This window comes from Micromonospora zamorensis, from assembly GCF_900090275.1.
Classification (GTDB): domain Bacteria; phylum Actinomycetota; class Actinomycetes; order Mycobacteriales; family Micromonosporaceae; genus Micromonospora; species Micromonospora zamorensis.
Genome location: NZ_LT607755.1, coordinates 468,080 through 485,308, shown reverse-complemented (window position 1 = coordinate 485,308; position 17,229 = coordinate 468,080). Strand labels below are relative to the sequence as shown.

The window sequence follows — 17,229 nt, the reverse complement described above, 5'->3', positions numbered from 1 at the left end:
GGCGGCCCGGTGAAACCAGGGCGTCGACGGCAAGGGCTTGCAGCAGGCCGACCGGCGGTGAAATATTTCTTCACGTGACCGCCGCAGCGGGCTCAGCCGACGGTGGAGCCGAACACCTCGTCGCGCACGGCGTCCAGCGCGGTGCGCAGCGCGCCGCGCAGGATCGGCTCCTCGGTCAGCCCGGTCGGCACCACCCGAGGTTGCACCAGGGTGATCGCCGCGACCTCGTGCTGCACCCGGTCGGCGAGCGCGGCGCCGCCGGCCTGACCCACCTCGCCGGCAAGCACGACCAGCGGCGGGTCGAGCACCACGCAGGTGCTGGCCACACCGAGCGCGAGCCGGCGGGCCAACTCGTCGAGCATCGGGCCGCCGTCGGCGCCGGCCGCGACGGCCGCGCGGACCGCCTCGGCGGCGTCGGCGTCCGGGTACCCGTGCTCACGGGCCACCGCGCGCACCGAGTCCGCGCCGACCAACTGCTGGAAGGCCGGCTTGGCCCGACGGGAGACGTCGCGCGGAATGGGCGCGCCGGGCACCGGCAGGTAGCCGATCTCACCGGCCGCACCGCTGCTGCCGTGGTGCAGCCGGCCGCCCAGCATGATCGCCAGGCCGACACCGGCTCCCACCCAGACCAGCACGAAATCCGCCAGGCCCTGAGCGGCGCCGGACTGCGCCTCGGCCACCGCGGCCAGGTTGACGTCGTTCTCGAAGACCACCGGGGTGTCCAGGTCGTCGCGCAGCGCGGCGAGCAGGCCGCTGTGCCAGCGCGGCAGGTTGAAGGCGAAGGTGATGTCGCCGGTGCCGGGATCGACCAGGCCCGGCGTGCCGAGCACGATCCGCCGTACGCTGCTCAGCTGCGCCTGGGCACTGCTGGCGGCCTGCACCACGGCGTTGTGCACCACGCCCACCGGGTCGTCGGTGTCCCTGGTCGACTGCTCCACCCGGCCGATGACGGCGCCGGTGATGTCGGCGCAGGCGGCAACCACCCGATCCGGTCCGACGTCGACGCCGACCACGTGCGCGCTGCTCGGACGGACGGCGTAGAGCTGGGCGTTCGGCCCCCTCCCGCCGGCCTGCTCGCCGACCCGGGCGACGAGGCCGCGTTCCTCCAGCCGCTCGACCAGCTGGGAGGCGGTGACCTTGGACAGCCCGGTCAGCTCGCCGAGCCGGGCCCGGGTCAGCGGACCGCGTTCGAGGAGCAGTTCCAGCGCGGCACGGTCGTTGAGCGCCCGCAACAGGCGGGGGGTGCCGGGTAGCCGGGTCGCACTCATGACACGTCCTCTAGTTTTAGTAAACTTTGCTAACTGTAAACCGACCTGCGAACGGGTAGCCGTAGCGTAACGGCCACCCGAAGGTGGGGCGCTCGGCCGACTCGGCAGGGCGAACACCCCCACCGGTACGACGTTCCGTACCCGCCGGGCACCGAAGGGGGAGATCACGTGGGGCTGGATCCAGGACTGCGCCGGCTGGCGCTCGGCACGCTGCTGGCCGCGTACCCGGGGCCTGCCCCGCCGGACTGGGCGGTCGACCTGCTGGCCGACGGGCTGGCCGGACACACGCTGTTCGGCACCAACGTGCACGACCCCGCGCAGGTCGCGGCGAGCACCGCCGCGCTGCGCGCCGGCCGGCCGGACGCGCTGATCGCCATCGACGAGGAGGGCGGCGACGTGACCCGGCTGGCACACGCCACCGGCAGCCCGTACCCCGGCAACGCCGCCCTCGGCGCGATCGGCGACGTGGCGCTCACCCGACGGGTCTACCAGTCGATCGGCGCCGAGCTGGCCGCGCTCGGCATCACCGTCAACCTCGCCCCGACGGTGGACGTCAACACCGCCGACGACAACCCGGTGATCGGCACCCGGTCCTTCGGGGCGGACCCGGTGCGGGTGGCCGCCCACTCGGCCGCCGCCGTGACCGGGTTGCAGGCCGCCGGCGTCGCCGCCTGCGCAAAGCACTTCCCCGGGCACGGTGCCACCGTCACCGACTCCCACCACGAGCTGCCCACCGTGGACGCCCCGCTGGCCCTGCTGCGGCAGCGGGACCTGCCGCCGTTCGCGGCGGTCGTCGCCGCCGGGGCCCGCGCGGTGATGACCGCGCACATCCGGGTGCCCGCACTGACCGGCACCGACCCGGCCACCTTCAGCCGGGCCGTCCTGGTCGACCTGCTCCGCGCCGAGTACGGCTTCACCGGCACCGTCATCACCGACGCCCTGGAGATGAAGGGCGCCGCGGTGGCTGCCGGCGGCGTCGGGCCGGCCGCGGTCCGGGCCCTGGCCGCCGGCGCCGACCTGCTCTGCATCGGCGCGAAGGTCGACGCCCAGCTCGTCGAGCGGGTCGCCGCCGAGATCGTCGACGCCCTCACCGACGGCCGGTTGGCGACCACACGGGTCGAGGAGGCAGCCGGCCGGGCCGCCGACCTCGCCGCCTGGACCCGGGCCGCCGTCGGGTCGACGGCCGCCAGCGACACCGAGCTGGGGTACGCGGCAGCACGCCGCGCGGTCCGGGTGGACGGCGTGCTCAACGGCCTGGACCGAGCACTGGTGGTGCAACTGCACACCGAGTCGACGATCGCCGAGGGTCGGGTGCCGTGGGGTCTCGGTCCACACCTGAGCGGGGTGCAGGAGCTGCGGGTGATCGCCACCGAGACCGACCCGTCGAGGCTGGGCGAGCTTGCCGGGGACCGGCCCATCGTGCTGGTCGGGCGGCACCTGCACCGGCTGCCCGGCGGTCCCGAGCTGATCGCCGGCCTGGCCGCCCAGCATCCGGTGACCGTGGTGGAGATGGGGTGGCCGGCACAGTGGCGCCCGCAGGGCGTACGCGCCTTCGTCACCACGTACGGCGCGAGCCACGCCAACGGTCGGGCGGCGGCCGAGGCGCTCGGTCTGACCGGCTAGGCCATGGCGTCTTCCGGCCGGGCTCCAGGCCCGGCCGGGTCGGCGCGCCGCAGCGTCCGCCTCAGTGTCCACAGTCACTGGTCGCCTTTTCTTGAACATGTTCAATATGTGCCCTAGGCTGACGGCGTTGGTAGTTGAACACGTTCAAGAAGGGCGTCCACATGGACATCAAGGTCTGGATGTACGTGATCTACCTCGCGGTCAGCGTCGGCCTGACCATCTGGGTGGCTCGAGCACTGTCCCGCAACGGGCAGGTCTTTCTGGAGGAGGTGTTCGCCGAGGAACGGCTCGCCCGAGCGGTCAACAGTCTCCTGGTGGTCGGCTTCTATCTGCTCAACCTCGGCTACGTCACGGTGGCGATGAAGCACCCCGACCCGGTGGAATCGACCAGCCAGGCCATGGAGGAGTTGTCTCTCAAGATCGGCTTGGTGCTGCTGGTGCTCGGCGCGCTGCACTTCTTCAACGTCTTCGCACTCGGCCGTTACCGCCGGAGCCGACTCCGCCAGCTCGCCACCCACCCCCCGCTGGCCCCGATCGGTCGACTCCCCATGCCCCCCATCCAACCCGGGGCGCAGCTGGTCGGCGCGTACCCGGCAGGACCCCACCCGACCGGCGCGTACCCGGTAGGACCCCAGCCAACCGGTCCGCGGCCGGGCGGACCGCAGCCGGGCACCGGACCGACGAGCAACCCGCCGACCCGATGACCATGCCCCCGACCGATGGCGTCGGCCGGCTCCCGGACCCCACCGCTCACGTCGGCGGTGGGATGCGGGGGTTCACCGTCCTGTTCGATGCGGCCTGCCCGCTCTGCCGGGCCGCCCGCCGCTGGTTGTCGTCCCGCGCCCAACTCGTACCCCTGGAGTTCGTGCCGGCCGGGTCCGCCGAGGCCCGGCGGCGCTTCCCCGGCCTGGACCACGACGCGACGCTGCGCGACCTCACCGTGATCGCCGACACCGGCGAGGTGTACGCGGGCGACGGCGCCTGGTTCGCCTGCCTCTGGGCACTGGCCGACCATCGGCCCATGGCCGAGCGGCTGGCCCGGCCGGCCCTGCTGCCCCTCGCCCGGCAGACGGTGGCCGCCGCCTCGGCGATCCGGGAACGGATCCGCGACCCGTCGGCCGAGCCGATCGACGAAACGGCGGGATACGGTGGCCCCGATGACCGAGCAGCCTGCGCAGACGACCACTGCGGGTGACCCTGCCACCGCCCGAGGCGAGCAGACCCGGCAGCTGATCCGGGACACCGCGATGCGGCTGTTCCGCGAACGCGGCTACGCCCAGACCACCATGCGGGCGATCGCGCAGGAGGCCGGCGTGGCGGTCGGCAACGCCTACTACTACTTCGGTTCCAAGGACCACCTGATCCAGGAGTTCTACGCCCAGTCCCAGGTCGAGCACCGGGCCGCCGCGCAGCCCGTGCTCGACCGGGAGGAGGCGTTCGGTCCGCGGCTCGCCGGAGTGCTGCACGCGGGGATCGACGTGTTGACGCCCTCGCACGAATTCGCGGCGACCTTCTTCAAGACGGCGGCGGAGCCCACCTCCCCGTTGAGCCCCTTCTCGGCGGAGTCCTCCGGCCCCCGAGAGGCGGCCATCGACCTCTTCGGCGAGGTGTTGACGGGCTCGACGGCCAAGGTCGACGCCGAGCTGCGCCCACAGCTGCCCGAGCTGCTCTGGCTCGCGTACATGGGCGTGATCCTCTACTGGGTGCACGACCGATCGCCGGGCCAGGCCAAGACCCGCCAGCTGATCGACGGAGCCGTACCACTGGTCGACCGGCTCGTGGCGCTGTCCCGGCTCCGGGTCCTGCGGCCGGTGACCCGACAGGTGCTCGAGCTGATTCGCACGCTCCGTCACTGAGCCGGCCGGCACCGCTCGACCGCGAATAAGCAGGTCAAGTCCGCTTTTCGACACTCCGAACCGACAGCTCACCCCTTGCCGAGCGCCTGATCGATACGTAGCGTGATCGACATGTCCCGGCCCGCGCAGAGCGCGACCGGCACACCCGGAACCGGGGCCTGGGGGGAGGTTGCGGACCGTGGATCCGGCCCGGGGTCCACGGTCCGCGCCCGTTGTGAGCTCAGCGCGGATAGACCCCGTAGGCGCGCCAGCCCCGGTCCGGGAAACCGGCCGCGTCAGCGACCCGGGCGGAGGCCTGATTGTCCCGCTCGTGCAGGTACGTCGGCACCGCCCCCTCGTCGAGGACCCGCCGCGCCGCCTGCGCCACGAGTCGGCGGGCGAGGCCGCGACCCCGGGCAGCAGGCGCGGTGCCGATGGCCAACTCGTGCCCGTACGCGTCATGCCGTTTGATCCCGGCACCGGCCAGGTAGCTGCCGTCCGGGTCACGGACCACCAGCACCTGCCGGTCGAAGAGCCGCAGCCAGGGCGGCAACCCGGGAGCCGTCGGCTCGGTCCACTCCCCCACGTCGGGAAGCGGCGCGGGGGCCACGCTCCACCGGAAGGGGCCGTCGTGCACGCACCAGTCGGGCAGCCCGACGGCCTCCGGCAGCGCGGCGAGCAGCCGATCCGGTGTACGCCGGACCAGCGAGCGGATCGCCGCCACCCGATCCGGCGCCACGGAGAGCACTGCGCTCCGCCCGGTGTCCACGGCGAGCGCGGGGCGCAGTCGGCCGTCCCAGGCCGGCCTGGTCCGCCGATGCGAGGCGACCACGTGCAGCCCCGGCCCGGCCGGCCACTGGCCGAGCCAGGTGGCCAGGTGCAGCTGGAGCCGCCGGTCGAGCATGCAGACCTCCCCCGTCACCCCGGCCGTCGTGGATCACCGTACGCCGGGCGGCCGGGCCGGGCGGACGAACCGTCAGGGCCGGAGCCGGACGAACGCCGGGGAACCAACCTCACCTATCGACCGTCATATGTATTTCCATACCTGGACACCTTTATTTGGGACGGTAGGCGCATGCCGATTCAGCCGAACGACCACTACCAGCAGGACCCCGAGCGACTCTGGCAGGCAGCGGAGAGCGTTGGCGGCGTCCCGCCCCAGCCGCGCTACCGGAACCCCCGGGCGATTGGCCGCGGCACCCTCTCCTGGTCCAGGCTGAACAAGCTGTCCGTCGGCAGCTCCGGCAGGCACCGCCTGAACAACCACTGACACCGGTCGAAGGGCCGCTGACGAGTTCAACCCGACGGCGACACACCGGGGAGGTCCAGCGAGGGCTTTCGCACACCTGTCGGGTAATTTCTTGTGGTCCGCCATCCGGCCAACGACAGGAGAAGCTCCGCGCATGGGCAAGAAGACGATCCACGTCTCCGACTTCAGCGGCACGGTCCTACAGCAGGACGACGAGGTGGTCCGCGTCGTCGTGCTGGAGCACCCGGACCTGGTCGCCGGGCCCGTGCAGTTGGACGCCACCCCGACCGAGGTGGAGAACCTCGACGACGCCGCCCTGGACGTGGCGGTGGTGGAGATCCACGACCGGCACGGCGGCGGCGAGCCCCGCCGGGTGGTGTTGACCGCCAGCGAGTTCGACGCGATGGCCACCGACGTGCCGATGGCGCAGCTGTTGAAGACCGCCGAGCGGGTCCGCCCGCCCAAGGCCCGCAAGAGCACCGAGAAGATCGACTACGGCACGCTGGAGCACGCCGGCAAGCCGCACCGGGGACGGGTCACCGAGGATGAGGCCCGACTGGTTCGCGAGCAGCTCGACGAGGTCAACAAGCGCCTCGCCGACGCGGGCGTGCGCCAGATCGACCCCGCCGACCCGGAGCACGCCCTGCGCTACGGCTTCCCTGACGTTTCCTGACCCAACGGCGTCAGCAGGCCTTCTTCGCCCGATCACGGAAGGCGGTCTCGGTGACCGCCTTCCGCTTCGTGCCGCCATCGCTGACGAGAACCTGATCCGGCCCGAGCCCGGTCACCTCGGCCAGGGTGAAATCAATGGAATCAGCATCGTTCTGATCGCCGTGGGCGGTGACCGCATACTCGATGTCGGGCTCGAACGCGGCGAGTGACTGCTCGGCCACATTCCAGCCTGGCGGTGGCTGCAACAGGGTCACCGCCGCAAGCTGCTCGGTGCCTGCACGTTCGATTGCCCATTTCGCGGGCGGCGCGGGCTCTTCGGTGAAGACGGCGATCCTGGTCGCCGTGAAGACGGCACACTCCGCCACCACCAGAACCGGCTGTCCGTTGACGACTCGTAGCGCAGTCAGCGGCTTGTCTGCCGGGGTGCATGCAGCGAGCCCCGCCAGGGCGGCGAGCGTCACCAGGACGCCCACCGCCCGGACCCTTGCTCTGGTCAACAGTTCTCGCCTAACACCAGACGATGATCCAACACTTGGACCAGTCAATGATTGGCTTGCCGTATGTCCAGTATGCGCCCTTGTACGGGTTGGCTCCGATCTCCCAGGGGTTGCCATCGCCGTCGGTTCCCGTCAGGAGGTAGGAGGCAGCTGTTCCGAGGTAGTACAGGGTGAGGAACTGAGTCGGCGGTAAATATTGCCACTGGTCGGAATGCCGCGCCTCGTGTTCGAGGAGGTCAGGGCCGTAGGTGCTCGCGTCCACGCCCGCTGCTCGCAGTCTGGCCCGCTCTGCGGTCTCGTCCTCCAGTAGTTCGTCGAAGATTCTGCGGGAGTCCGGATAGAGCAGGTAGTCGCCAACCGTGATCGGGCGACCATTCGGCGTGTCCACATCGGTGCAGATGATCTGCTTGGCGCCGGTGAAACAGTTGCCGCCCCAAAGTGCCAGCGCCGCCTGAGCCAGGGCGTTGTTGCCCAACAGCTGGTTCCCCAGTCGCCTGGGGTCCTCCCCGGTCGGCTGGTCCAGGCGCGGCCCCTCGGGCGGCCCACCCGGGCTCTGGGCCGCCTCCTGTCGCTGCAGAGCGACCGCAGCGGCCAACGCCGCCGAGGCCTCCGCGGCGGCCTGGTCCGCGCTGCGTCCGGCGGCCAGCGCCGAGGCGCGGGCACGGTCCGCGGCATCGTAGGCGGCGCTGGCGTAGGAACTCGCCCGCGCCGCAGCGTCGTTGGCCTGGGCGGCCGACGCGGCGGCGTTCCGTGCGCTCTGCCTCGCGGAGGCGGCCGCCGCCTTGGCGATCTGGGCCGACTGCGCCGCCTGGATCGCCGATGCCGCTGCCGCCTGAGCCGACTGGAGCGCCTGCGTGGCATAGCCGGCAGCCTGGTTGGCCGCCTGCTGGGCCTCCTGTGCGTAACGCGCCGCGTCCTCGGCAGCCTTCCGGGCCACCGCCGCGACCCGTGCTGCCTCGGCGGCGTCCTTGCGCGCGTTGGCGGCGTAACCGGCCGCCTCGGCGACCAGGCCACGTACCCGCGCCACGTGGGTGACCGCTTCCAGGTCACGTCGCTGCGCCCGGAACTGCCCGTCGGTGAGGAAGTCCTTCAGGAACGCTCGTGACCCTTCCAGTGCCACCTGCGCGGCCGACTTCACCTCGGGGCCACCGGCGGACATGATCTGGCCGACCTTGATCCGGTCGTCGATCTCGGCCGCGGCGTACTGCCCGGTCATCAGGAACGCGTGCCGGTCGGCCTCCGTGCCGTTGAGCGCCGCCTGTCCCCTGGTCTTCATGGTCGGCCCACCTGCGGTGATCAACTGGCCGATCTGGATGCGGTCGTCCTGCTCCTTGCCCACGTAGTTCCGGGTTCCGAGGAACTGCACGACATCATCGTGGTCCCCGGCCAGAGCTGCCTTGGCCGCGTCGAGAAGGGCCGGCTTACCCAGGGCACCGATGTGCCGTACCCGCGCGCGGTCGTCCTCGTCCGCCGCCACGGCTCGGCCGGTGGCAAGGAAGGCCCGCAGGTCAGCCTCGGAACCCGCGAGGGCCTCAGCGGCTGCCTTCTGGGTCCACTGACCACCGGTGCGGGCGAGTCGCGCGGCCGCGAGACGGCCGCTGGAGAGGACGGTCGCCGAGGGCGCCCCCGGCGCGCCTGCCTCGGTCAACCACTGCCGCGTCTGCGCGTCCAGTCGGGCCTCCTCGGCCGCGTCGTCCGCAGCCTGGGCCAGCTCCGCCTGCTCGGCGAGCCGGGCTTCCTTCGCGTCCTGTACGCCGTACTCCGTCTGGGCCGCCAGCCGCTCCACGTCCGCAACCCGCGCGGCCTCCTCCACCGCCGTGGCCTGGGTCGCCGCCGCCGTGGCGGTGTTGGCCGCGGCCAACGCACCGGCCGCGTGCTGGGTCGACTTGGCCGCTGCGGTAGCGGCGTCACCGGCGTGCGCCGCGGCGTCGTCGGCCGCGGCCGCAGCCGCGGTGGCGTGCGCTGCCGCGTCCATCGCCGCCTGGTACGCCTGGTTGGCGGCCTGCGCCGACTGCCGGGCGAACCGCTCCGCCTCGTTGGCCGCACGGGTCGCCGCAGCGGCGTTACGTTGCGCGGCCGCAGCCGCGGCGCGGGCCCGCGCCGCCTCCGCCGCCGCCACGTTGGACTGCCCGCCGGCGGCGGCAGCGGCGGATGCCGCTGCTGCCGCATTCGCCCCGGCGTTGGCAGCCGAGACCGCTGCCCCACTGGCAGCCAGCGCCGCATTGCCCGCCGCCTTCGAGGCGTCGGCCGCCTTGCGCGCGTCCGTCGCGACCTTGCGCGCCGTTGCGGCGGCCTGGCGGGCCGCCTCGGCCTTGTTCGCATCGGTTGCCGCCGCAGCGGCCGCGCCGAACGCCTTGGATGCCGCCTGGCCGGCCAGGGTCGCGGCCGAGGCGGCCCGGGATGCGGCGTTCGAGGCGAGTCGGGCGGCATTGTTCGCTGCCCTCGCCGCGCTGACCGCCGTCCGTGCCGCGTCCGCAGCGCGTGCCGCCGCGTCGGCCGCCCGGGCCGCAGCCCGTGAGGCCCGCTCGGCGGAGTTCTGTGCGGCCTGGGTCTCGGCCTTCGCGCGCTCGGCGGCCTCCTTGGCCAGCCGGGAGGCTTCGACCGCCTGAGCCGAGGCGATCTTGGCGGCCTCGGTCTCCTCGGCCGCCAGCTCACCCGCCTCCTTGGCACGGCTCACCAACAGGGACAGCGAGCTGACCTCCTGGTCGCGTGCCCGCGCCACGTGTTGCCCGGCGATGAGGAACTCGCGCAGGTCCTGCCCGGTGCCGCCGTTGAGGGCCTGCTGGCCGGCCTCCCGCACGCCCGGGCCGCCAGCGGAGATGATCTGCGCGATCCGAATCCGGTCGTCGAGGGTCCGGGCCTGGTCAAGCCCGAGGTAGAAGAACTTGAGGATGTCCTGCTGACTCCCGTTGAGCGCGGTCTGACCAGCGGCCTTGACCTGCGGCCCGCTGACGGCGATGACCTGACCCAGCTTGATCCGCAGGTCGATGTTCATCGGTTCCTCGTAGCCGCTGTCGAGGAAGGCCCGGACGTCCTCGGGTGAGCCGGCCAGGGCAGACTCGGCGGCGGCGCGAAGGGTGCTGCCGCCAGCCGCCTGATACTGCGCTACCTGCACCCGGTCGTCGTGCGCGCGAGCGGCTACCAGCCCGGTGTCCAGGAAGGCCCGCAGGTCCGCGTCCGAGCCGGTCAACGCCAGCTCAGCGGCGCGGGCGACCTCTGGGCCGCCGGTCAGCAGAAGGTCGACGCAGCGCTGCCGGTCGGCCGGAGTCGGTGGGTCGGCATGCGCTGGCGCGGCGAACATTCCGCCCGCCACGGTCAGTACGACAGCGGCCGCCAGGGCACGCCGTACTAACTGTCTAAAGGATTTCCTCAACTTGCTCCCCCGTTCACGAATGCCCATGCGTCGATTCGCGCTGGCTACCCGAGGCTAGGGGAGGGCCGTCCGGCGTGCGGACCCGTGACGGCATATACAACTTTCCGGACTTACAACCCGGATCGGCGCCGTCGACGAGCAATCCCACGCCGGCCCCATGTCGCACATTGGGGGGAACGCCGCGCCGCCCGGCGAGAACATCGGCACTCGCGGGACGGCGCGGGATGGTGGCTACTGGGCGTCGTCGCCCTTCGAGGCGGCCTTGACCACCGCGGCGAGGGCGGTCGCGAGGTCGGCCTCGACCGACGGCTTCGTCAGGCCGAGGTTGGTGAGCACACCGGCGCCGTCCTCCTGCTCCAGCAGGGCGAGCAGGATGTGCTCGGTGCCGATGTAGTTGTGCCCGAGGCGCAACGCCTCCCGGAAGGTCAGCTCCAACGCCTTCTTGCCGCGCGCGTCGTACGGGATGAGGTCCGGGACCTGGTCGACCCGCGGCGGCAGGGCCGCGCCGACGGTTTCCCGCACCGCCTCGGGAGTCGCGCCCCGACCGGCCATCACCCTGGCGGCCAGCCCTTCCGGCTCCGCCAGCAGACCCAGCACCAGGTGCTCGGGCCCGATCTCGGCGTTTCCGCTGGCCCGGGCCTCCTCCTGCGAGGCGATCACCACGTTGCGGGCCCGGGGGGTGAACCGGCCGAAGCCGTCGTTCGGGTCGAGCGGCGACCCGTCGGTCGCCTTCGACACGAAGCGCTTCTGGGCGGCCTGCTTGCTGACTCCCATGCTGCGGCCGATGTCGGTCCAGGAGGCGCCCGAGCGCCGAGCCTGGTCGACGAAGTGACCGATCAGGTGGTCGGCGATCTCGCCGAGGTGGTCGGCGGCGATGACCGCGTCGGTGAGCTGGTCGAGGGCGTCGGTGTGTGCCGTCTTGATCGCCTGGATCAGGTCGTCGAGCTTGACCCGACTGCTCATCTGGGTAGGTTCCGTCATGCGTCAACCATAGGTTGACGCAGCCTCATCGTCAACCCTGAGTTGACGATCTAGTTTCTGCGCTCACGCTCCCGAGCCGGCGTACTCCGGTAGTCGCTCGGCCACCGTCGCCGGCGACGGCATGCGGGCGATCTCCTCGGCGACCACCCGGGCCGCGTCGCGGTGCTCGGCGTTGCCGTGCTGCGGCAGCAGACGGTGCGTCCGCTCGGCGACGGCGTCCGCGTTCACCTCCTCGGGAAGCAGCCGCACTGCGACACCGGCGGCGTCGAGGGCGTCGGCGTTGGCGAACTGGTCGGCACCCTGGGGCAACACCACCTGCGGTACGCCAGACGCGAGCGCACCGAGGGTGGTGCCGCTGCCCCCGTGGTGCACCACCACGTCGACGAGCGGCAGCAATTCCGCCTGCGACACCCAGGGGTGCACGGTGACGTGGTCGGACAGCTCGCCAAGCTGCTCCGGAGGCACCCGGCCCGCCGCGACGACCACCTGCGCGTCCAGCGTCGCCAGACCGGCGATGACCGTGCGGAACAGCTCCGGTGTGCCGAAAGCCGTACCGAGGGTCAGGTAGATCAGCGGCCGGGACGTCCGACGGCTCACCCACGCCGGTAGCGGGGTCGGTGTCGAGAACGGGACCGGTCGCAGCTCGATCCGACGTTCGGTGGCGAGGAAGTTCGCGTCCTGGAGCGAAGGCGGGCAGATGTCGAGGTGCGGTCGGCCGACTACCTCGGTGTTGCGGGTGGGAAGGTCGAGGCCGATGCCGTCGGGGAACATCCGCCCGAAGCCGTGCCAGAGGCCCGGGATGCCGGCCCGATGAGCGGCGACGGCCGCCCCCGGCAGCCCCCACTCGTGCACCACCAGATCGGGCCTCAGCCGCGCCAGTTCCGGTTCGAGATCCTCGACGTACACCTCGTAGAAGGCGTCGCCCGGGCGGAACGGCCGCAGGCCGTTCGCGGCCAGCGGCGCGTGCACCGCCGGGCCGGCGGCGAAGTGCACCTCGTGACCGGCGTCCCGGGCGGCGATCGCCAGCGGGATCAGCGGATAGGTGTGACCGACGGACGCAAGACTGGCGAACAGCACACGCATGGCGCCGGACGCTACCCGTCGCTCGGGTCGCGTCTGGTGGCGCGTATACGGTGGCTGCGGTCAGGGCGCGGTTCACTGGCGGAAAGGGCGGTCATGCGTCTGCACGTGGGGTGCGCGATGTGGAGCCACCGGTCGTGGCCGGGTCACCGGCTGCCCTCCGCGGAGCGCCTGCGGCACTACGGCAGCTGGTGCGACGCCGTTGAGGGCAACACGACGTTCTACGCGACCCCCGCCCGGGACACCGTGGAGTCGTGGGCCGCGCAGACCGAACCCGAATTCCGGTTCGTCCTCAAGCTTCCGAAGGTCATCACGCACGAACGTCGGCTCACCGACGTCGGCGAGCCGTTGCGCGCCTTCCTGGACGCGATCGAGCCGCTCGGCCCGCGTGCCCACGCTCTCTGGATCCAGTTGCCCGGCTCGTTCGGTCCCGCCGACGTTGCGACCCTGACCCGCTTCCTGGCCCGACTTCCCCGATCACACCGGTACGCGGTGGAGGTGCGCCATCCCGCGTTCTTCACCGACGACCGCGCGACCCGCCTGCTGGAGGCGACCCTCACCGCCGCATCCGCCGAATGGATCCCCTTCGACACGACCACCTTCTTCGCGAGCCCACCGACCAACGACGCGGAGCGGGACGCCTGGACAAAGAAGCCCCGGGTGCCGCTGCGGTCGCTGGCGCTGACGGACCGGCCGATCGTCCGCTACCTCGGCCGCGACGACTCGACGCGCACCGTCGAGGGGTGGCGACGCTGGGTCGACGTCACAGTGGCCTGGCTGCGGGAGGGTCGCTCACCGACGATGTTCGTCCACACCCCGGACAACGCCGATGCGCCCGTGCTCGCCCGCCGGTTCCACGACGAGGTACGCGCACGCGTACCCGAGCTGGACGCGCTGCCCGAGCCGATCCCGGTCGAGCCGCTGACGCTGTTCTGACCGGGCGGGTCAGCACTGCTCCTTGTCGAGCAGGTCGTCGAGGTGGGCAGCAGTGCTGATCAGCGAGAGATGGCTGAACGCCTGCGGGAAGTTGCCGATCTGCTCACCGGTCGGGGCGATCTCCTCCGAGTAGAGACCCAGCGGGCTGGCGTAGGTGAGCATCTTCTCGAAGGTCAACCGGGCGTCGTCGAGCCGACCGGCCTGGGCGAGCGCCTGTACGTACCAGAAGGTGCACATGTTGAAGGTGCCCTCGGTGCCGGCGAGGCCGTCCGGGGAGGCCTTCGGGTCGTAGCGGTAGACCAGGCTGTCGGAGGCCAGTTCGGCGTCCATCGCCCGCAGCGTCGACTCCCACATCGGGTCGGTCGGCGAGATGATGTTCAGCCCGGGCATCGCCAGGAGCGAGGCGTCCAGGATGTCGGACCCGTAGTGCTGCACGAATGCGCGACGCTCCTGGTTGAACCCGCGGGTCATGACCTGCTGGTAGATGGCGTCCCGTTCGGTGGCCCACCGGGCGGTGTCGCCTGGGCGCCCTCGGCGGTGCGCGATGCGGATCGCACGGTCGAGTGCGACCCAGGACAGCACCCGCCCGTAGGTGAAGTCCTGCCGGCCGGACCGGGTCTCCCAGATGCCGTCCTCGGGCTGGTCCCAGTGCTCGCAGAGCCAGTCCACCAGAGCCGCCGTCTTCTGCCACCCCTCGTACGGCGGGATCAGCCCGCTCCGGTCCGCGAGTTCCAACGAGAGGAGCGCCTCGCCGTAGATGTCGAGTTGCAGTTGGCCGGCCGCGCCGTTTCCGATCCGCACCGGAGAAGAGCCCCGGTATCCCTCCAGGTGACCCAACACCTCCTCGTTGAGGTCCGGTGAGCCGTCGATCCGGTACATCACCTGAAGGGGCAGGCCGCCGTCCCGGGCCTCGCGGATGCGCTCGTTCAGCCAGAACAGATACTTCTGGGCCTCGTCGGTGAAGCCCAGCCGCAGCAGCGCGTGCACGGAGAAGGACGCGTCCCGGACCCAGGTGTAGCGGTAGTCCCAGTTCCTCTGCCCGCCGATCTGCTCCGGCAACCCGGCGGTCGGTGCGGCGACCAGGGCGCCGGTCGGCGCGTACGTCATCAGCTTGAGCGTCATCGCCGACCGCTCGACCACCTCCCTCCAGCGGCCCTTGTAGCGGGAGCCGCCCACCCACCGCCGCCAGTAGTCGCGGGTCTCGGCGAGCAGGTCGCACGCCTCCTCGGTGCTCATCGCGCGGGGCGCGTGCGGGCAGGCCGTCTCCAGGACGACCCCGCCGATGTCACCCGCGTGCAGGGTGAACGACGCGGACACGCCGTCCGCGTCCCGCCGGATCCCCGTCGCGTCGAATGTCCGTTCCGAGTCCTTGAACGCGGCGAGGGTGAGGGTCAGAGTCGGGCTCCGGAAAACGTCGCCCTCGGGGTGCACCTCAAGCTCGTACGGGTCACGCCCGTAGTTGAACCGTGGACGGCAGTCGAAGCGGAACCGCATGCTCCCCCGGACCATCCGCACCAGCCGGATCAACCGGTGCTGGTCGGTGGCGCGTTCGCCGGTGACGGGCATGAAGTCCAACAACTCCCCCACGCCGTCGGCGCTGTGGAAGCGGGTGATCAGGATCGGCGTACCGGGTAGGTACAGCTGCTTGCTCGTGTAGTCGATGCCGTCGGGCGTGAGCCGGAAGTGGCCGCCCTTGTCATGGTCGAGCAGCGCAGCGAAGACGCTCGGTGAGTCGAAACGGGGCGCACAGAACCAGTCGACCGCGCCGTCCGCGCTGATCAGCGCGGCGGTCTGCAGGTCACCGATCAGACCGTGCGCCTCGATCGCCGGATACGTCGCTTCCACGTTGGTCCCCCGCCGCTCGTGATGGCAACGGCGGCGACTACCCGGGGAAGTCGCGGGCTACACGCGAACTCCTCCGAACCCGCTGGTCATTGCGGAAGCAAACCTTCCGCAATCGCCGATAGCGTCCTTGTTGACGACATCGACGAAGGGACACCTGATGAGCCTGCGAGGATTCGCCACACTCAACATCTGGGCCGACGACGTGGAGGCGGCAACCGCCTGGTACGCGAACTTCCTCGGGGTCGAGGCGTACTTCATGCGCCCGGGGCCCGACGGGCGCCCGGCCTACACCGAGTTCCGGATCGGCGACTACCAGGCCGAGTTGGGCATCATCGACCGCAGGTACGCGCCGCCCGGGGCCGCGACGGGGCCCGGCGGCGCGGTCATGCACTGGTGTGTCGACGACCTCGACGCCACCGTCGAGCGGCTGCTGGCACTGGGGGCCACGGAGTACCAACCGATCACTCCGCACGGCGACGAGGGGTTCGTCACGGCAGCGGTGGTCGACCCGTTCGGCAACGTGCTGGGCGTCATGAGGAACCCGCACTACCTCGACGTCCTCGCGTCGCTGAAGGCGACGTGACGCACTGGGCTTTCCCGACGCGGCGGCGGTGCCCGCCGCAGGCCCCGCCTGCTCAGTCCCGACCGGCCCGATCCAGTGTCTGCCGTACCAGCTCTCCCGCCTCGTCGGTGCCCATCGCGCTGGCCATGAGAAGGTCGTGGGCGGCCGTGTGGAACTCACCCGCGGCGATCATTCCTGAGTAGCCCAACCGGTGGGTGTGCGGACGGGTGGGATCCCGCGCGGGTTTTCCCTGCGCCTTTCCGACCAGCTCGACAGCGGTGATGATCTGCCGGCGCGCGTCCTGAGGGTCCGCACGCTCGGGGGTGGTGACGCGTCTCAGCGTCTGCACGCTGGTGGCCAACAGGTCGATGGCAGCCGCGAACTCATCCGGTATCGGCTCATCGTCCCGGAGAGCCTTGGTGAGTCTCCTCGCGACGGCCCGACAGCCGTACAGGCTGCGCTCGAGATGGTGGATGGCCCGGGTGTAGTGGGCCAGAATCTTGCGTTGGTGCCACCGTAGTGGCGCCAGTCGCACCACTTCCTGGGCAGCCCCGAGCCCCTCGTCCAGCGCGGTCATCCGTGATCCAAGAATCCGCAGACCGGTCAGACTCTGCTCGGCGCCGCCAAGGTCCCGACGACGCAGCGCCGCGGCCAGGTTGTGCAGGGCGGCGATGGTCGGGTCGAGGACCGGTTCGGCCAGCCGCTGCACCGTCCGCTGCGGGTGGATCGGCACCAACAACAGGCCGACCGCCAGACCGATGAGCCCGCCGACTGCAGAGTCGACGAAGCGAGGGACGGACAGCTCACGCACGGGCGGTTCCAGGGTGGCGATGAGCACCGCGGTGCCGCCGGCCTGGGCGAGCAGGGATCCACCGCCCTTGAGCAGCACGGCGACGATGATCGCCAGCACCACGACCAGACCGGTCTGCCAGGGCCCGATGCCGAACATCGACATGAGTGCGTCGCCGACAGCGAGGCCCAGGACCACCCCGACCAGCAGCTCGACGGTGCGCCGCAGGCGCGTGCCCATCGACGCGGCCACGATGCCGACCGCGGTGGTGGGCGCGAGGACCGGGGAGGGATTGTCCAGGAACTGGGCTCCCACGAACCAGGCGAGCGACGCCGCGACGCCGGCCTGCACGGCGAGCAGCCCGAAGAGGCGGAACCGCCAGACGCGGGCCTTTACCGCGTGTCGTAGCCGCGCGCGCAGGCCGGCGACCGTCCGGTCGGTCCGGGACGCCTCACCCGATGCCGGGTCGGAGTGGGGTGCCGGCTCCTGATTCGCGGGCATTCGCGCCGCTTACCCGC

At 71.6% G+C, this 17,229-nt stretch carries 16 protein-coding genes; 8 read left to right on the top strand and 8 right to left on the bottom strand.

Annotation, left to right across the window (positions count from 1 at the left end; all coding sequences use genetic code 11):
* Window positions 1–92: 92 nt before the first annotated feature.
* A complete protein-coding gene (locus GA0070619_RS02195; protein ID WP_088946501.1) occupies window positions 93–1,268 on the bottom strand; it encodes an ROK family transcriptional regulator in 1,176 nt (391 codons plus the stop codon).
* Window positions 1,269–1,436: 168 nt separating this feature from the next.
* On the opposite strand from GA0070619_RS02195, the gene GA0070619_RS02190 reads away from it, so the two are divergent.
* The 4 genes from GA0070619_RS02190 (at window position 1,437) to GA0070619_RS02175 (ending at window position 4,747) form a co-directional block, all read left to right on the top strand.
* Window positions 1,437–2,891 (top strand): glycoside hydrolase family 3 N-terminal domain-containing protein, encoded by a 1,455-nt coding sequence (locus GA0070619_RS02190; RefSeq protein ID WP_088946500.1) that lies wholly within the window; start codon window positions 1,437–1,439, stop codon window positions 2,889–2,891.
* Between the two features lie 134 nt (window positions 2,892–3,025).
* The gene (locus GA0070619_RS02185; RefSeq protein WP_231927238.1) at window positions 3,026–3,595 is read left to right on the top strand and encodes a hypothetical protein; all 570 of its coding nucleotides are present in this window, start codon (window positions 3,026–3,028) and stop codon (window positions 3,593–3,595) included.
* Window positions 3,592–4,086: a thiol-disulfide oxidoreductase DCC family protein gene (locus tag GA0070619_RS02180; protein ID WP_172861959.1), complete on the top strand. Its 495-nt coding sequence runs from the start codon at window positions 3,592–3,594 to the stop codon at window positions 4,084–4,086. The genes GA0070619_RS02185 and GA0070619_RS02180 overlap by 4 nt, the downstream gene beginning before the upstream one ends.
* Window positions 4,049–4,747 carry a TetR/AcrR family transcriptional regulator gene (locus GA0070619_RS02175; protein ID WP_088946499.1) on the top strand — a complete coding sequence of 233 codons (699 nt, stop codon included), beginning with the start codon at window positions 4,049–4,051 and terminating at the stop codon, window positions 4,745–4,747. Before GA0070619_RS02180 ends, GA0070619_RS02175 begins: the two co-directional genes overlap by 38 nt.
* Before the next feature lie 220 nt (window positions 4,748–4,967).
* Here the strand turns inward: GA0070619_RS02175 and GA0070619_RS02170 are convergent, their stop codons facing one another.
* Window positions 4,968–5,630 carry a GNAT family N-acetyltransferase gene (locus GA0070619_RS02170; protein ID WP_088951500.1) on the bottom strand — a complete coding sequence of 221 codons (663 nt, stop codon included), beginning with the start codon at window positions 5,628–5,630 and terminating at the stop codon, window positions 4,968–4,970.
* A gap of 171 nt (window positions 5,631–5,801) precedes the next feature.
* Between GA0070619_RS02170 and GA0070619_RS02165 the strand changes: the two genes are divergently transcribed.
* Window positions 5,802–5,996: a DNA repair protein gene (locus tag GA0070619_RS02165; RefSeq protein WP_088946498.1), complete on the top strand. Its 195-nt coding sequence runs from the start codon at window positions 5,802–5,804 to the stop codon at window positions 5,994–5,996.
* Between the two features lie 133 nt (window positions 5,997–6,129).
* Window positions 6,130–6,648, top strand: a complete 519-nt coding sequence (locus GA0070619_RS02160) for a hypothetical protein (RefSeq protein ID WP_088946497.1) — start codon at window positions 6,130–6,132, stop codon at window positions 6,646–6,648.
* A 10-nt stretch (window positions 6,649–6,658) separates the two neighbouring features.
* Here the strand turns inward: GA0070619_RS02160 and GA0070619_RS02155 are convergent, their stop codons facing one another.
* From GA0070619_RS02155 to GA0070619_RS02140, 4 genes are all read right to left on the bottom strand, one after another.
* Window positions 6,659–7,120 carry a hypothetical protein gene (locus GA0070619_RS02155; RefSeq protein ID WP_088946496.1) on the bottom strand — a complete coding sequence of 154 codons (462 nt, stop codon included), beginning with the start codon at window positions 7,118–7,120 and terminating at the stop codon, window positions 6,659–6,661.
* A gap of 34 nt (window positions 7,121–7,154) precedes the next feature.
* Window positions 7,155–10,457: an ALF repeat-containing protein gene (locus GA0070619_RS02150; protein ID WP_231927237.1), complete on the bottom strand. Its 3,303-nt coding sequence runs from the start codon at window positions 10,455–10,457 to the stop codon at window positions 7,155–7,157.
* Between the two features lie 291 nt (window positions 10,458–10,748).
* Window positions 10,749–11,498: a Clp protease N-terminal domain-containing protein gene (locus tag GA0070619_RS02145; RefSeq protein ID WP_088946494.1), complete on the bottom strand. Its 750-nt coding sequence runs from the start codon at window positions 11,496–11,498 to the stop codon at window positions 10,749–10,751.
* A gap of 63 nt (window positions 11,499–11,561) precedes the next feature.
* A complete protein-coding gene (locus tag GA0070619_RS02140; RefSeq protein ID WP_088946493.1) occupies window positions 11,562–12,581 on the bottom strand; it encodes a glycosyltransferase in 1,020 nt (339 codons plus the stop codon).
* Between the two features lie 117 nt (window positions 12,582–12,698).
* Between GA0070619_RS02140 and GA0070619_RS02135 the strand changes: the two genes are divergently transcribed.
* Window positions 12,699–13,514 (top strand): DUF72 domain-containing protein, encoded by an 816-nt coding sequence (locus GA0070619_RS02135; protein ID WP_197699651.1) that lies wholly within the window; start codon window positions 12,699–12,701, stop codon window positions 13,512–13,514.
* 9 nt (window positions 13,515–13,523) lie between these two features.
* Here the strand turns inward: GA0070619_RS02135 and GA0070619_RS02130 are convergent, their stop codons facing one another.
* Entirely contained in the window at window positions 13,524–15,359 is a 1,836-nt protein-coding gene (locus GA0070619_RS02130; RefSeq protein ID WP_088946491.1) for a glycoside hydrolase family 15 protein, read from the bottom strand.
* Window positions 15,360–15,516: 157 nt separating this feature from the next.
* Here GA0070619_RS02130 and GA0070619_RS02125 point away from each other — a divergent pair, with 157 nt between their 5' ends.
* The gene (locus GA0070619_RS02125) at window positions 15,517–15,942 is read left to right on the top strand and encodes a VOC family protein (protein ID WP_088946490.1); all 426 of its coding nucleotides are present in this window, start codon (window positions 15,517–15,519) and stop codon (window positions 15,940–15,942) included.
* A gap of 52 nt (window positions 15,943–15,994) precedes the next feature.
* On the opposite strand, the gene GA0070619_RS02120 is transcribed toward GA0070619_RS02125, so the two are convergent.
* Complete coding sequence (locus GA0070619_RS02120) at window positions 15,995–17,212, bottom strand: FUSC family protein (RefSeq protein ID WP_088946489.1); 1,218 nt, start codon at window positions 17,210–17,212, stop codon at window positions 15,995–15,997.
* Window positions 17,213–17,229: the final 17 nt, after the last annotated feature.

What these genes read in the sequence shown, in the direction of transcription:
- GA0070619_RS02195 (WP_088946501.1), bottom strand. Translation starts at nt 1,268, where the DNA reads ATGAGTGCGACCCGGCTACCCGGCACCCCCCGCCTGTTGCGGGCGCTC.
- GA0070619_RS02180 (WP_172861959.1), top strand. Translation starts at nt 3,592, where the DNA reads ATGACCATGCCCCCGACCGATGGCGTCGGCCGGCTCCCGGACCCCACC.
- GA0070619_RS02175 (WP_088946499.1), top strand. Translation starts at nt 4,049, where the DNA reads ATGACCGAGCAGCCTGCGCAGACGACCACTGCGGGTGACCCTGCCACC.
- GA0070619_RS02170 (WP_088951500.1), bottom strand. Translation starts at nt 5,630, where the DNA reads ATGCTCGACCGGCGGCTCCAGCTGCACCTGGCCACCTGGCTCGGCCAG.
- GA0070619_RS02165 (WP_088946498.1), top strand. Translation starts at nt 5,802, where the DNA reads ATGCCGATTCAGCCGAACGACCACTACCAGCAGGACCCCGAGCGACTC.
- GA0070619_RS02160 (WP_088946497.1), top strand. Translation starts at nt 6,130, where the DNA reads ATGGGCAAGAAGACGATCCACGTCTCCGACTTCAGCGGCACGGTCCTA.
- GA0070619_RS02145 (WP_088946494.1), bottom strand. Translation starts at nt 11,498, where the DNA reads ATGACGGAACCTACCCAGATGAGCAGTCGGGTCAAGCTCGACGACCTG.
- GA0070619_RS02140 (WP_088946493.1), bottom strand. Translation starts at nt 12,581, where the DNA reads ATGCGTGTGCTGTTCGCCAGTCTTGCGTCCGTCGGTCACACCTATCCG.
- GA0070619_RS02135 (WP_197699651.1), top strand. Translation starts at nt 12,699, where the DNA reads ATGTGGAGCCACCGGTCGTGGCCGGGTCACCGGCTGCCCTCCGCGGAG.
- GA0070619_RS02125 (WP_088946490.1), top strand. Translation starts at nt 15,517, where the DNA reads ATGAGCCTGCGAGGATTCGCCACACTCAACATCTGGGCCGACGACGTG.
- GA0070619_RS02120 (WP_088946489.1), bottom strand. Translation starts at nt 17,212, where the DNA reads ATGCCCGCGAATCAGGAGCCGGCACCCCACTCCGACCCGGCATCGGGT.